At 68.7% G+C, this 14,012-nt stretch carries 12 protein-coding genes and 1 tRNA gene; 7 read left to right on the top strand and 6 right to left on the bottom strand.

The features are described 5' to 3' along the window. Positions 1 to 8: 8 nt before the first annotated feature. The 4 genes from ACF8LI_RS21545 to ACF8LI_RS21530 form a co-directional block, all read right to left on the bottom strand. Positions 9 to 1,025, bottom strand: a complete 1,017-nt coding sequence (locus tag ACF8LI_RS21545; protein ID WP_046242107.1) for a tyrosine-type recombinase/integrase — start codon at positions 1,023 to 1,025, stop codon at positions 9 to 11. 184 nt (positions 1,026 to 1,209) lie between these two features. After that, positions 1,210 to 1,296 (bottom strand) — tRNA-Leu (locus ACF8LI_RS21540). A gap of 120 nt (positions 1,297 to 1,416) precedes the next feature. Next, complete coding sequence (locus ACF8LI_RS21535; RefSeq protein ID WP_392414048.1) at positions 1,417 to 4,632, bottom strand: efflux RND transporter permease subunit; 3,216 nt, start codon at positions 4,630 to 4,632, stop codon at positions 1,417 to 1,419. Continuing rightward, positions 4,629 to 5,852 carry an efflux RND transporter periplasmic adaptor subunit gene (locus ACF8LI_RS21530; protein ID WP_016449590.1) on the bottom strand — a complete coding sequence of 408 codons (1,224 nt, stop codon included), beginning with the start codon at positions 5,850 to 5,852 and terminating at the stop codon, positions 4,629 to 4,631. Before ACF8LI_RS21530 ends, ACF8LI_RS21535 begins: the two co-directional genes overlap by 4 nt. 174 nt (positions 5,853 to 6,026) lie before the next feature. On the opposite strand from ACF8LI_RS21530, the gene hpnC reads away from it, so the two are divergent. From hpnC to ACF8LI_RS21510, 4 genes are all read left to right on the top strand, one after another. After that, positions 6,027 to 6,911, top strand: a complete 885-nt coding sequence (gene hpnC / locus ACF8LI_RS21525; protein WP_392414047.1) for a squalene synthase HpnC — start codon at positions 6,027 to 6,029, stop codon at positions 6,909 to 6,911. A 67-nt stretch (positions 6,912 to 6,978) separates the two neighbouring features. Next, complete coding sequence (hpnD, locus tag ACF8LI_RS21520) at positions 6,979 to 7,824, top strand: presqualene diphosphate synthase HpnD (protein ID WP_017404285.1); 846 nt, start codon at positions 6,979 to 6,981, stop codon at positions 7,822 to 7,824. Continuing rightward, positions 7,821 to 9,194: a hydroxysqualene dehydroxylase HpnE gene (gene hpnE / locus ACF8LI_RS21515; protein ID WP_392414046.1), complete on the top strand. Its 1,374-nt coding sequence runs from the start codon at positions 7,821 to 7,823 to the stop codon at positions 9,192 to 9,194. The genes hpnD and hpnE overlap by 4 nt, the downstream gene beginning before the upstream one ends. A 125-nt stretch (positions 9,195 to 9,319) precedes the next feature. After that, a complete protein-coding gene (locus ACF8LI_RS21510) occupies positions 9,320 to 10,339 on the top strand; it encodes a Bug family tripartite tricarboxylate transporter substrate binding protein (RefSeq protein WP_392414045.1) in 1,020 nt (339 codons plus the stop codon). A 21-nt stretch (positions 10,340 to 10,360) separates the two neighbouring features. On the opposite strand, the gene ACF8LI_RS21505 is transcribed toward ACF8LI_RS21510, so the two are convergent. Then, complete coding sequence (locus tag ACF8LI_RS21505) at positions 10,361 to 11,044, bottom strand: GntR family transcriptional regulator (protein WP_392414044.1); 684 nt, start codon at positions 11,042 to 11,044, stop codon at positions 10,361 to 10,363. A gap of 167 nt (positions 11,045 to 11,211) precedes the next feature. Here ACF8LI_RS21505 and ACF8LI_RS21500 point away from each other — a divergent pair, with 167 nt between their 5' ends. The 3 genes from ACF8LI_RS21500 (at position 11,212) to ACF8LI_RS21490 (ending at position 13,600) form a co-directional block, all read left to right on the top strand. After that, positions 11,212 to 11,610 (top strand): carboxymuconolactone decarboxylase family protein, encoded by a 399-nt coding sequence (locus ACF8LI_RS21500; RefSeq protein ID WP_012204485.1) that lies wholly within the window; start codon positions 11,212 to 11,214, stop codon positions 11,608 to 11,610. 10 nt (positions 11,611 to 11,620) lie between these two features. Continuing rightward, positions 11,621 to 12,484, top strand: a complete 864-nt coding sequence (locus tag ACF8LI_RS21495; protein ID WP_392414043.1) for an NAD(P)-dependent oxidoreductase — start codon at positions 11,621 to 11,623, stop codon at positions 12,482 to 12,484. Between the two features lie 132 nt (positions 12,485 to 12,616). Further along, on the top strand, positions 12,617 to 13,600 hold the full coding sequence (locus tag ACF8LI_RS21490; RefSeq protein WP_034391666.1) for a tripartite tricarboxylate transporter substrate binding protein BugD: 984 nt from the start codon (positions 12,617 to 12,619) through the stop codon (positions 13,598 to 13,600). A 174-nt stretch (positions 13,601 to 13,774) separates the two neighbouring features. Here the strand turns inward: ACF8LI_RS21490 and ACF8LI_RS21485 are convergent, their stop codons facing one another. After that, positions 13,775 to 13,987, bottom strand: a complete 213-nt coding sequence (locus ACF8LI_RS21485) for a DUF2788 domain-containing protein (RefSeq protein WP_012204482.1) — start codon at positions 13,985 to 13,987, stop codon at positions 13,775 to 13,777. Positions 13,988 to 14,012: the final 25 nt, after the last annotated feature.

Below are 14,012 nucleotides of genomic sequence, written 5' to 3'. Positions count from 1 at the left end.
CATCCTGCCTACAACCGTGCCGCGATGTCCTCGGCCGTCTCCCGGTAATAGGTATTGAACAGCTCGTTGATATCCACGTGGCCGCTGATGCGGGCCAGCGTCATCACATCCACGCGCTTGCTCAGCCAGGTCAGCGCCGTGGCGCGCAGGTCATGGAAGCGCAGGCCCTCCACCATCACCCGGTCGCGCAGCTTGCGGTAGAGCGTGTCGCGGCTGGCGTCGCTGATGGTCCAGTAGGCGTCGCGCCCGGCGGCCTCGGCGGCGGCGTCCAGCACGCGCAGCAGGCGCACGGCACGGCGCGTCAGCGGCACATGGCGCTCGCCCACCTTGGCCTCGGTCTTGTGGTGCGGCAGGTGGTAGACCCGGCGCTTGAGATCCACATTGCTGCGGCCCATGCGCAGGATCTCGCCGCTGCGCATGGCCGTGTGCAGGGCCACCAGCATGGTCCAGGCCGTCTGCTCCATGGCGGTGACAGGCGCCAGGCGCGGCGAGACATTGGCCGAGCGCAGCATGCGCCGCACCTCGCTCCACTGCCCCGTGCGCCGGCGCGCATGGGACTTGGCCGGCAGCTTGATCTCGGGCCAGGGGCTCTTGCCCACCCATTTCCACTGCTTGACCGCCAGCGTCCAGATCGGACGGAACTGCTGCGCCTCGCGCAGCACGCTGGCGCCAGAGACCTGCTGCAGCCGCGCATCGCGCCAGCGCGCCAGGTCGTCACCCGTGATCTCGTGGAACACCTTGGCCGCCAGCTCGGGAAACTCGCGCAGCCAGGCATCAAAGCGCAAATGGTCGGCCCGCGCCGTGCTGGCCGTCTTTTTGTCGGTCACCTCGCGCCGATAGCGCTCCACCGCCTCGGCCAGCGTGCGCCGCGGAAACTCCCCGCGCGCGCCGGCCAGAATGGCCGCCTCCTCGGCCACGGCCCAGCCCTGCGCCTCGGCCTTGGTCGCCCGCGTGGCGGTGCGCCGGATGCCCGCACGCTCCACCTCGGCCCGCCAGCCGTTCTTCACCTTCCGGAAATACGCCATCCCACCTCCTGCCGCCCGCGCGGGATCACAAGCGGGATCTGCGCGGGATTGTGATGTGATTTTGCGCTGTTTTGTGCCGGTTTCAACCTGTTCCGTTTTGCAGCGGAGACCCAGAAAAAAGCCCGCCTCCTCTACAGGAAGCGGGCTTGAGCAGTGTTCGCCGCAGTTGAGCGGCGTTGGTGCGTGGTGCGCGGGGGGGGACTCGAACCCCCACACCATTGCTGGCGTCAGGACCTAAACCTGGTGCGTCTACCAATTTCGCCACCCGCGCTGGTTCTTGGGGGAGCCGCCTGCGCGGCGGCTCCTAGGTCAGGGCGCAGATTCTAGCCGCAATTGCGGGGTGCATTGCCATACCCCGGATTTGAGCGGCGGCCTCTGCGTTTTCGCCGCATCAATGCGTGGGCTCGCGGCGCACGCGGAACACGGCGGCGTACATGGCCGGCAGCGCCAGCAGTGTCAGCACTGTGGCCACGATCAGCCCGCCCATGATGGCCACGGCCATGGGGCCCCAGAACACGCTGCGCGACAGCGGGATCATGGCCAGCACGGCGGCGGCGGCCGTCAGCACGATGGGGCGCAGGCGGCGCACGGCGGCTTCGATGATGGCGTCCCAGGCCGGCACGCCGCGCGCGCGGTCGGTCTCGATCTGGTCGATCAGGATCACCGAGTTGCGCTGGATCATGCCCATCAGCGCCACCACGCCCAGCAGCGCCACGAAGCCGAAGGGCCGGCCCAACAGCAGCAGCGCCGCCGCCACGCCGGGAATGCCCAGCGGCCCGGTGATGAACACCAGCAGTGAACGGCTGACACTGCGCAACTGCAGCATGAGCAGCGTGAAGGTGAGGAACAGCATCACGGGCACACCAGCGACGATGGCGTCCGAGCCCTTGGAGCTTTCCTCCACGGCGCCAGCCACATCGATGCGGTAGGCCGTGTCGCCCGCAGCGTGCCAGCGCGACTCGATCTCGCGCAGGCCGGGCAGCAGCGCATGGGTCAGCGTTGCGCCCTGCAGGCCCTCGCGCACATCGCCCTGCACGGTGATGGCGAACATGCGCTTTTCTCGCCACATCACGCCGGGTTCCCAGACCATCACGGGCTTGGCGATCTGCGTGAGCGGGATCGACTTGCCCGACGCCGTGGGCAGGTAGGCGTTGGCGATGTCGGTGATGGCGTCGCGCTCCGAATACGGCGTGCGCAGCACGATGTCGATGAGCTTGTCACCCTCGCGGAACTGGCCCACGGTGGAGCCGCTGAGCATGACGCGGGCCGCCTGGGCGATGGCCTGGCTGCTCACGCCCAGGGCGCGCGCCTTGTCCTGGTCCACCTCCAGGCGCACGGCCTTGACGGACTCGTTCCAGTTGTCGTTGACGCCGCGCATGTCGGCGTTGGCGATCATGGCCTGCTTGACCTCGTCGGCATAGGCACGCAGCTTTTGCGGATCGGTGCCGGACACGCGGAACTGCACCGGATAAGGCACCGGAGGCCCGTTGGGCAGCAGCTTGACGCGGCCGCGCACCTCGGGGAACTCCTGGGCCAGCAGCGCCGGCAGCGCCTTGCGCAGCCGCTCGCGCGTGGGCAGGTCCTGGGCCACCAGGATGAACTGCGAGACGTTGTTCTGCGGGAACACCTGGTCCAGCGGCAGGTAGAAACGCGGCACGCCCGAGCCTACCCATTCGCTGACCGTGCGCACGCCGTCGAGCTTCATGAAGCGCTCTTCCACGCGGCGCGTGACGGCCTCGTTGGCGGCCAGCGACGTGCCTTCGGGGAACCAGATGTCCACCAGCACCTCTGGCCGACTGGAATCCGGGAAGAACTGCTGCTGCACGCGCGACATGCCCACCAGGCCCAGCGCGAAGACCAGCACCGTGATGGCGATGGTCAGCCAGCGGTGCGTCACGCACCAGTTCACGGCGCGCCGGAAGCGGTTGTAGAACGGGCTGTCGAAGACCTCATGCTCGGCTGAGGACGCATTGAGGTTGGTCTCCTCGATGGGCACCTCGCCCGAGGCCACCTCGGGCGGCAGCGTGGCCGCGTGCGGCGGGCGCTTGAGCAGCAACATGCCCAGGTAGGGCACGAAGTACACCGAGGCGAACCAGCTGAGCACCAGCGCAATCACCGTCACCGCGAAGATGGCGAAGGTGTACTCGCCCGTCATGGACTTGGCCATGCCGATGGGCAGGAAACCTGCCGCCGTGATCAGCGTGCCGGTCAGCATGGGCTTGGCCGTGATCTCGTAGGCAAAGGTGGCGGCGCGGTACTTCTCGTAGCCCTCCTCCATCTTGCGCACCATCATCTCGACGGCAATGATGGCGTCGTCCACCAGCAGGCCCAGCGCGATGATCAGCGAGCCCAGCGACACCTTGTGCAGGCCGATGTTCCAGTACCACATGGCCAGGAAGGTCGCGGCCAGCACCAGCGGGATCGTGATGGCCACCACCAGGCCCGGGCGCGGGTCGATGTACCAGCGCTTCCACAGCGGCTGGTGGCCCTCGCGCTTGTGCAGGCCCAGGCTGATGAAGCTCACGGCCAGCACCACCACCACGGCCTCGATCAGCACCTGCAGGAATTCGTTGACCGAGTCGGCCACGGCCTTGGGCTGGTCCTGCATGTTGGCCAGCTCCACGCCGGCCGGCAGCGTGCGTGCGATGTCGCCCACGGCGCCGCGCAGGGACTTGCCCAGGCGGATGATGTCGCCACCCTTGGTCATGGACACGCCCAGCGCAATCGTCTCGCGCCCCTGGTGGCGGACCTTCACATTGGCCGGATCGGCATAGCCGCGGCGGATCTCGGCGATATCGCCCAGACGCAGCTGCGCGCCCGATGCGCCGCGGATGGGCATGGCGCGCAGCTCATCCACCGCCAGGAACTGGCCGGCCACGCGCACCTGCACATCCTCGCGCGGCGTCTGCAGCACGCCTGCGCCCTCGATGGCGTTTTGCTGGCCCAGCTGGCCGAGCACCTGGTTCATGTCCAGGCCCAGCTGCGACAGGCGGCGCTGCGACAGCTCGATGTAGACCTTCTCGTCCTGCACGCCGAACAGCTCGACCTTGGCCACATCGGGCACGCGCAGCAGCTGCTGACGCACGTCGTCGGCCATGGTCTTGAGCTCGGCGTAGCTGAAGCCGTCGGCCTGCAGGGCGTAGATCACGCCATAGACATCGCCGAACTCGTCATTGAAGAACGGCCCCTGCACGCCCTGCGGCAGGGTGTAGCGCATGTCGCCGATCTTCTTGCGCACCGTGTACCACAGCTGCTGGACATCGCCGGGGCGCGAATTGTCCTTGAGCTGGAAGATGATCAGCGACTCGCCGGGCTTGGAGTAGCTGCTGATCTTGTCGGCGTAGGGCACCTCCTGCAGCGTACGCTCGATCTTGTCGGTGACCTGCTCGGCCATCTGCTGCGCCGTGGCGCCCGGCCAGTTGGTGCGCACCACCATGGCGCGGAAGGTGAAGGGCGGGTCTTCGTCCTGCCCCAGCTGGAAGTACGAGGCAAAGCCCAGCAGCAGCAGCACGACCATGAAATAGCGCGTCAGCGCCACATGGTCCAGCGCCCAGCGCGAAAGATTGAAGTGCCCGCCCTGCGGCGCCTTGTGCTTGGGCCCGCTCATTGGGCCGCCCCGCTGGACGCAGCACCTGCGGAAGCTGCGGCACCTGCGGCGGCAGGCGCCTGTGCCGGCTGCTGCGTCTTGTCATACCGGTCCTGATAGACCGTGACCTTCTGCCCGGGCGTGAGCACATGCACGCCGGCGGCCACCACCTGCATGCCGGGCGTCAGGCCGGCGGCAATCACGGCCTCGTTGCCATCGGCCGTGGCCAGTTGCACGGGCTGCAGCTTCACCGTGCTGCTGGCGGCATCGAACACCCACACGGCCGTGCCCTGGCCGCCGCCGCCTTCCTGGCGCAGCGCCGTGGTGGGCAGCTTGATCACGGGCTGGCCCGTGGGGCCCATGCCCTCGGGCAGCGCATGGACCGTCGCGCCCAGCGGCGGCACGGCGGCCGCATCCGACGCGGGCAGTGCCACCTTCACCTGGTAGGTGCGCGTGACCGGATCGGCACTGGCCGCCACCTCGCGCACCTGGCCCTGCAGCGGCTGCATGCCGGCCGACCACGGGCGCACATTCACTTTCTGGCCCACGCGGATGGCGCCGCGCTTGTCTTCGGGCACCACGAACACCACGTCGCGCGGGCCGTCCTGGGCAATGCGCACCACGGGCGAGCCGGCCGACACCACCTGGCCCGGCTCGGCGTCAATGCCGGTCACCACGCCGGGCACATCGGCCAGCAGTTGCGCATAGGCCTCCTGGTTGCTCTGCGATGCCAGCTGCGCCTTGGCCTGGTCCAGCGTGGCCTGGGCGGACTTGAGCGTGGCCTCGCGCCGCTCCAGCTCCGCACCGCTGATGAAATTCTGCGCCTTCAGCTGCGAGTAACGCCTCACATCGGCGGCGGCAAGATCGCGCTGCGTGGTCGCGGCCGCCACCTGGGCGCGCGCGGCGTCAGCTCCCAGCCGGTAGTCGCTGGCATCGAGCCGCGCCAGCAACTGACCTGCCTGCACGTGCTGGCCCAGCTCCACCTCGCGGCGAACGAGCTTGCCGGCCACGCGAAAGCCCAGGCGCGACTCTATGCGCGCGCGCACCTCGCCCGCGTACTCCAGTTGCGTGTCCAGCGCGCCCACGCCTACGGTGAGCAGCTTGACGGCGCGCACCGGCTCAGGCGGCGGCTCGGCCTTGGAGCAGGCGCCCAGCGCCAGCGCGGCGGCCAGGCACAGAGGGGCAAGAAGAAGATGGCGCGGCAAAGCGCGCGCGGCAGGGTTCGATGGCAAGTCGGGCATGTGGATCCGGGAGGGCTGGTGCGAAAAGCGGCTGCGGGCTGCAAGATCCGGGCAACATGCCGCGGCAGCTGGCTGGCGCCGTTTACTGACTGACGGGTTAGTAATTTAGGAGAAGCCCTTGAGCCCGTCAAGTGAAATGCATGGCCTTGCGCGCAGCATCGACAATCGGCCACCGTGAAGTCCACCGCTCCCACCCTGCCCGCCTCCCCCGCCCCGGTCACGCACTACGAGAACTTTCCCGTGGCGTCCTGGCTGTGCCCGCCCCGCTTGCGCCCGCCGATTGCCGCGCTCTACCACTTCGCACGCACTGCAGACGATCTGGCCGATGAGGGCGACGCCACGCCGCCCGAGCGCCTGGCCGCGCTGGCCGCCTACCGTGCCGACCTGATGGCGCTGGGCACCGAAGGCGAGGCCTCCATGCTCGCCTGCACGGCCTGGCCTCTTGTCTTTGCAGGGCTGGCACCGCAAGTACGCGCCCACCAGCTGCCGCTGGCGCTGATGGACGATCTGCTCAGCGCCTTCGCGCAGGACGTGCGCAAGACCGAATCCGGCACCACCTACGCCGACCGCGCCGAGCTGCTCGAGTACTGCCGCCGCTCGGCCAATCCCGTGGGCCGGCTGCTGCTGCATCTGTACGGCGTGGACGATGCCGAATCGCTGGCCCGCAGCGACGCCATCTGCACCGCCCTGCAGCTGATCAATTTCTGGCAGGACTTCAGCGTGGACCTGCCACGCCAGCGCCACTACCTGACCGATGCCGACTGCGCCGCCCATGGCGTGCGGCGTGAAGACCTGCGCGCCGAGCCCGCTGCACTGACCCCTGCCGTGCGCGCGCTGTTGGCCGACCAATCGGCCTGGGCGCGTGCACTGATGCAGTCCGGCGCACCGCTGGTGCACCGCCTGCCGGGCCGCATCGGCTGGGAGCTGCGCCTGGTCGTGCAGGGCGGGCTGCGCATCCTGGACAAGGTCGATGCGCTGCAGGGCGCCAGCCTCTACCGCCGCCCCACCGTCGGCAAGGCCGATGCGCCGCTGCTGCTGTGGCGCGCCCTGCGCATGTGATGGCGGGCCGGCCGTTGCGACACCCAGGCTTTGGCCCCAAGCCGTCCATGGGACAATCCGGCCCCATATGAATCCGGATCAGTACGTCCAAGACAAGGCTGCCGCCTCGGGCAGCAGCTTTTATTACGCCTTCCTCTTCCTGCCGCGCGAGCGCCGTGCCGCCATCACCGCCTTTTATGCGTTCTGCCGCGAAGTGGACGACGTGGTGGACGAAGTCTCCGACCCCGGCGTGGCCGCCACCAAGCTCGGCTGGTGGCAGAACGAAGTGCACCAGGCCTTTGCAGGCAAGCCCTCCCATCCCGTGATGCGGGCGCTCATGCCGCATGCCCCGGTCTACGGCATCGAAGAGCGCCACCTGCAGGCGGTCATCGACGGCTGCCGCATGGACCTGGAGCAGACCCGCTACCTCGACTTCCCGGGCCTGGCGCGCTACTGCCACCTGGTCGCAGGCGTGGTCGGCGAAGTGGCCGCGCGCATCTTTGGCCAGACGCAGGAAGAAACCACGGCCTACGCCCACAAGATGGGCCTGGCCTTCCAGCTGACCAACATCATCCGCGACGTGGGCGAGGACGCCATGCGCGGACGCATCTACCTGCCCATCAGCGAGCTGCAGCAGTTCGACGTCAAGGCGCATGAGATCACCAAGCGCGAATACTCGGACCGCTTCACCGCGCTGATGCGCTTTCAGGCCGAGCGCGCCCACCGCCTCTACGACGAGGCCCTGGCCCTGCTGCCCGCGGCCGACCGCCGCACGCAAAAGCCCGGCCTGATGATGGCCAGCATCTACCGCACCCTGCTGCGCGAGATTGAGGCCGACGACTTCCGCGTGCTGCACCAGCGCATCAGCCTGCCGCCGCTGCGCAAGTTGTGGCTGGCCTGGAAGATGCAGGCGCTGGGGCGCATGGCGCGGTGAGCAGAGACAGCGCCAAAGACAAGCCGCGCGCCGCCATCCTCGGCGGCGGCTGGGCCGGCTTCGCGGCCGCCCTTGCGCTGGCGCGCAGCGGCTGGCACATCACCCTGCACGAGGCCGCACGCGAGCCCGGCGGCCGTGCGCGCGGCATGGACCTCGACACGCCACAGGGCCCGCTGCGCGTGGACAACGGCCAGCACATCCTCATCGGTGCGTACACCGAAAGCCTGCGCCTCATGCGCGAGGTGGGTGTGGACCCTGAACGGGCGCTGCACCGCCAGCCCATGGCCCTGCCCTACGCCGATGGCAGCGGCCTGCGCTTTCCCGACTGGCCTGCGCCGCTGGATGCGCTGGCCGGCATTGCCACCGCACGCGGCTGGAGCCTGGGCGAGCGTGCAGCCCTGCTGGCGCGTGCCGTGCGCTGGCGGCTGGCGGGCTTTCGCTGCGTGCCGCAAGCCACCGTGGCCGACCTGTGCGCCGGCCTGCCGCAGCGCCTGGTCAGCGAGTTCATCGACCCGCTGTGCATCTCGGCGCTCAACACACCCATTCACCTGGCCAGCGGCACGGTGTTCCTTCGCGTGCTGCGCGATGCGCTGTTCAGCGGCCGTGGCGGCTCGCATTTCCTGGTGCCGCGTCGTGACCTGGGCAGCCTGTTCCCCGCGCCGGCCGCGCAGTGGCTGCAAGAGCGCGGCCACGCCGTGCGCCTGGGCAGCCGCGTGGCCGAACTGCAACCCCAGGGCCCGCACTGGACGCTGGGCGCAGCCCAGGGCGAAGACGCGCCCTTTGACGCCGTGCTGCTGGCCTGCCCCGCGCCCGAGGCCGCGCGCCTGGCACTCACCGCCGCCGAGCACGACAGCCTGCCTGCACGCGACGGCATAGCCCTGCAGCGCTGGGCGCAGCTGGCCCAGGACCTGCAGCACCGCCCCATTGCCACCGTCTATGCGCAGACCGGCGATCCCTCCCACACATTGCCCCCGGGCGCGCCCTGGCTGGCGCTGCGCTCCACGCCCGATGCGCCTGCGCAATTCGTCTTCGACCGTGGACAACTCGGCGGCCCGCAGGGCCTGATGGCCTTCGTCATCAGCGACAGCGCATCGGACCGCGACACCCTGCAGGCCCAGGTGCTGGCCCAGGCACGGGCGCAGTTGGGCTGGCATGGACTGGTTGCGCTGCGCACCGTGATCGACAAGCGCGCCACCTTCGCCTGCCTGCCCCAACTTCAGCGGCCCGGCCTGGAGCTGGGCCACGGCCTGTGGGCCTGCGGCGATCATGTGGACGGGCCGTATCCGGCCACCATCGAAGGCGCCGTGCGCAGCGGCATGCAGGCTGCCGAGGCCGCAGCCGCAGCCCATCGCACAGCACACACCGACTGACCCCCGGGTATCTCCGTAGCCTGCGGACCCCGGTTTGACAGCAGATTGACAGCCGCCAGCGCCACCATCGCTGGCGCCGCATCTGCTGCGGACCATCCACTACAACGATATCCAGGAGACCAGACATGCCTTCGCGCGACTTTCTTCACCACGCAGACCTGCCCCCGCTCAGCCGCCGCCAACTGCTGGCCGGCACGGGCGCCATGGCCCTGTCTGGCCTGCTGCCTGCGGCCGCGCTGGCGCAGGACGCCTGGCCCACACGGCCCATCCGCTTTGTCGTGCCCTTTGCGCCGGGCGGAAGCTCGGAAATCGTGGCGCGCTCCACGGCCGCCGAGCTGTCCAAGACCCTGGGCCAGAACGTCTTCGTGGACAACAAGCCCGGCGCGGCCGGCAACATCGCCATGCAGGAAGTGGCGCGCGCCGATGACCAGAGCACCGTCATCCTGGGCCACATCGGCACCCTGGCCGTCAATCCCTACATCTTCGACAAGCTGCCCTACGACGCGAACAAGGACTTCCAGCCCGTCAGCCTGCTGGCCAAGGTGCCCAGCCTTTACGTGGTCCACCCCGACGTGCCGGTCAAGAACCTGCGTGAACTCATCGCCTATGCCAGGAAAAAACCCGGCCAGCTCAGCTACGGCTCGGCCGGCAATGGCAGCGCCGGGCACCTGGCCTTCGAGTACCTGAAGATGACGGCCGAGATCTTCATGCTGCACGTGCCCTATCGCGGCACGGGGCCGATGATGACGGACCTGATGTCAGGCCGCCTGGACGCTGCCTCGGTCGGCGCTGCCGCCCTGCTGCCCTTCATCAAGGCAGGCAAGGTGCGCTGCATCGCCACGGGATCGACCCAGCGCCTGCCCCAGTTGCCCGACGTGCCCACCGTGGCCGAGCAGGGCTTCCCGGGCTTCGAGATGACGCAGTGGTACGGCATGCTCGCCCCCTCCAGCATGACCAAAGCCCACGTGGACAAGCTGGCTGCCGAATGCGCCAAGGCCGTCAAGGCGCCCGACGCGCTCAAGCGCCTGCAGGGCGATGCGGCCGAGCCCATCGGCAGCACGCCCCAGCAGTTCGCGCAGTTCATTGCCACCGAGCAGGCGCGCTGGCAAAAGGTGCTCAAGCGCGCCCAGGTCAAGCCGGACTGAGCGCAGGCCCAGGCTCCGGCATCAGCTGGCCGGGCCAGCCTTCTCGGCCATGGCGCGCAGAACGCCCTGGCCGGCCTTTTGCACGTGATCGGCGCTCAGGCGCGCAGCCTGGTCCGCATCGCCCAGCTCTATTGCCGCCACGATGGCATCCAGCTCGGCCAGCGTCTGCGGCAGGCGCCCGGGCTGGGACATGGAGATGCGCCGCAGCACCGTCACGCGGTTGTTCAGCTGCCGCAGCATCTGGCCGGCCACCAGATTGCCGCAGCCCTCGATCAGGATGTCGTAGAACTGGTTCTTGATCGCCAGCAGGGCCACCTTGTCGCTGGCCACGGCGGGCACGGCCAGCTCGCCCAGCTTGGCGCGCAGCGCGGCGCGCTGGCCAGCCGAGGCATGCAGCGCAAAGCCCCGGCTGGCCAGCCCCTCCAGGCTGGCCCGCACCTCGTAGATATCGCGCACTTCCTGCATCGAGATGTCCGTGACCTCGGGGCCCCGGTGCGGAACGATGGTGATCAGCCCCTCGGCCTGCAGGTGCTGCAGGGACTCGCGCAGGCACGAACGGCTCACATCAAGGCTCTCACACAGTTCGCGCTCGGACAGCTTCTGGCCCGGCGCAAACACGCCATCGAGAATGGCCGTGCGCAGGGTCTGCGTCGTGCGCAGGCGCAGCGACGTTTCTTCGCGGGGGACACGCAGCATCTGGTTCATGGGACGAATCCTACCCGCCAATCCAGGGGCCGGACGGACTGACGGATTGTCATACACACACCTGGCCCGGCAGGCAATTCCGATTTTCATCAAGTAGGATTGTCTGACAATCTGATTAAATCCATTCCACCGAAAGACACCTTCACCGCCTTCCATCAGGAGTTTTCATGACCCGAGCCTACGCCCCCAAGAACCCCGCCCTCTTCGACCAGGGCCTGTCCACCCGCCGCGAGGTGCTGGGCGCCGAGTATGTCGATGCGTCCATCCAGAACGCCACGGACTTCAATATCGACATGCAGGAGCTGGTCACCCAGTACTGCTGGGGCGATGTCTGGAACCGCCCGGGCCTGGACCGCAGGACGCGCTCCTTCCTGAACCTGGCCATGATCACGGCGCTGAACCGCCCGCATGAACTCAAGCTGCATGTGCGCGGCGCCATCAACAACGGCCTGACCAAGGAAGAGGTCAAGGAGGTCTTCCTGCAGACCGCCATCTACTGCGGCGTGCCGGCCGCCATCGACTCCTTCCGCGTGGCTTCGGAAGTCTTCAAAGAGATGGACATCTGAGGCCCGCAGCATGACCACCATAGGATTCATCGGCCTCGGAATGATGGGCCAGCCCATGGCCCACCTGCTGCACGCCGCAGGGCAAGCCCTGGTCATCCGGGACGCCGTGCCCGCCGCCACCGCACGATTCGCGCAGGAACATGCGGGCGTGGCCGTGGCATCCGGCGCGGCCGACTTTGCCGGCTGCAGCGTGGTCTTCACCATGCTGCCCGACTCCCGCATCGTCGATGCCGTGGTCGGCGAACTGGCACCGCACCTGCCGCCCGGCGCCTGCATCATCGACATGAGCTCGGCCGACCCCAACCGCACGCGCGCGCTGGCCGGCCTGCTGGGCGAGCGCGGCATCGGGCTGCTGGATGCGCCGGTCTCCGGCGGCGTCAAGCGCGCGATTGCGGGCACGCTGTCCATCATGGTCGGCGGCGATGCGGACCTGCTCGCCCAGTACCTGCCGCTGCTGCAGCGCATGGGCCAGGCCATCACCCATGTCGGCCCCGTGGGCGCAGGCCATGCGCTCAAGGCGCTGAACAACTATGTCTCGGCGGCGGCCCTGATCGCCACGGCCGAGGCCATCCATGCGGGAGCGGCCTTCGGCATTGCGCCGGCCACCATCGTGGACGTGATCAACGCCTCCACCGGCAAGAACAACACCACCGAAAACAAGGCCCACCAGTTCATGCTGAACGGTGCCTTCAACTCGGGCTTCTCGCTGGCGCTGCAGGCCAAGGACGTGGGCATTGCCCTGTCGCTGGGCCAGGCCATGCACACGCCCATGGCACTGGCCGAACAGGTCAGCGCCATGGCGGCCGAGGCCTCCAGGTCCCTGGGACCCGCCGCCGACCACACCGAGCTGTACAGGTACGTGGCCCCGGCCTGAGCCTGCGCCGTCTCGCCGTCGTCAAGGGCCGCATGCGGCCCTTGCCTTACTGCCTCACGCCACCAAACACGCCACCGACAACCGGCCGCACAGAGCCGGCGGCCCCTGCACGCGCCTCCAGGAGACAAACCCATGCGCCCCCTCATCCGCAATCCCCTCGCCCAGACCCTTCTCGCCGCCGCGCTGGCAGCAGCCAGCCTTGCCGCCCAGGCCTTCCCCAACAAGCCCGTCACCATCGTCGTTCCCTACGCGGCCGGAGGCTCCACCGACGTGCTGGCCCGCGTGCTGGCCGAGGCCATGACGCGCGACCTGGGCCAGCAGGTCATCGTCGAGAACCTGGGCGGCGCCGGTGGCACCATCGGCACCAGCCGCGTCACACGCGCCCAGGCCGACGGCCACACCCTGCTGCTGCACAACATGGGCATCGCCACGGCGCCCGCGCTCTACAGCAAGCTCGCTTTCGATGTGAGGCGCGACCTGGAACCCATCGCGCTGGCCGGCGACGTGCCCATGATCCTGGTGCGCAGCAAAGGCTTTGCGCCCGCCACGCTGGCGGACTTCATCGCCCACATGAAGGCCAAGCCGGGCGAAGTGCGCTTCTCGCATGCCGGCGTAGGCGCCACCTCCCACCTGTGCGCCATGCTGCTGCTGCAGACCACCTCCACCGAGGCCACCCTGGTGCCCTACCGTGGCACCGGCCCGGCCCTGCAGGACCTGGTGGCAGGCAATGTCGATGTCATCTGCGACCAGCCCGTGGCCACCGGCCCGCACATACAGGCGGGCATGCTCAAGGGCTACGCCGTCGCCACGCGCGAACGCCTGCCCTCCCTGCCCGATGTGCCCACCTTCGCGCAGGCCGGCCAGCCCGGTTTCGAGCTTGCCGTATGGCACGGCCTGTACGCCCCGCGAGGCACGCCCCAGGCCGTCATCGAGCGCCTCAACAAATCCCTGCGCACCGCCCTGTCCGAGCCCGCCCTGGTCAAGCGCTTCACGGACATGAGCGTCATCATCCCGCCCGCAGACCGCCTCACCCCCGACGCCCTGCGCCAGCACACCGCCGCCGAAATCAAGCGCTGGGACCCGGTGATCAAGGCTGCGGGGGCCAAGGCGGAATAGAGGCGCAGCAAGGAGCAGGCAGGCCAGGAAGATAGGCGCGCTGAGCAGGGCACAAAAACCCGACGCAGCCCAAAGCCTGGGACACCGAGCAAGGGCCGCCCCGCCGCGAGGGTGTCGTCCCCCTCCCGCGAAGCGAGAGAGGGGGAAGCCGCGCAGCGGCTCAGGGGGTGACGATCATTTTTCCATCCACCACTGGATGACGATCTTGGCGATGTAGCCGACAAAGCCCACGCCCAGGCCCAGGAAAATCACGAAGGTGCCGAACTTTCCTGCCTTGGACTGGCGCGCCAGCTGCAGGATGATGAACACCATGAAGAGGATGAAGGCCCCCACGCCATAGGTGAGGAAGAAATGGGCGATCTGTTCTTCTGTATACCCGAATATCACGACAACACCGTCCTACATCCTCCCC

The sequence above is a fragment of the Delftia sp. WSY_12 genome (genome assembly GCF_043104645.1).
Classification (GTDB): domain Bacteria; phylum Pseudomonadota; class Gammaproteobacteria; order Burkholderiales; family Burkholderiaceae_C; genus Comamonas; species Comamonas tsuruhatensis.
This window is presented reverse-complemented; position numbering and strand designations above follow the sequence as displayed.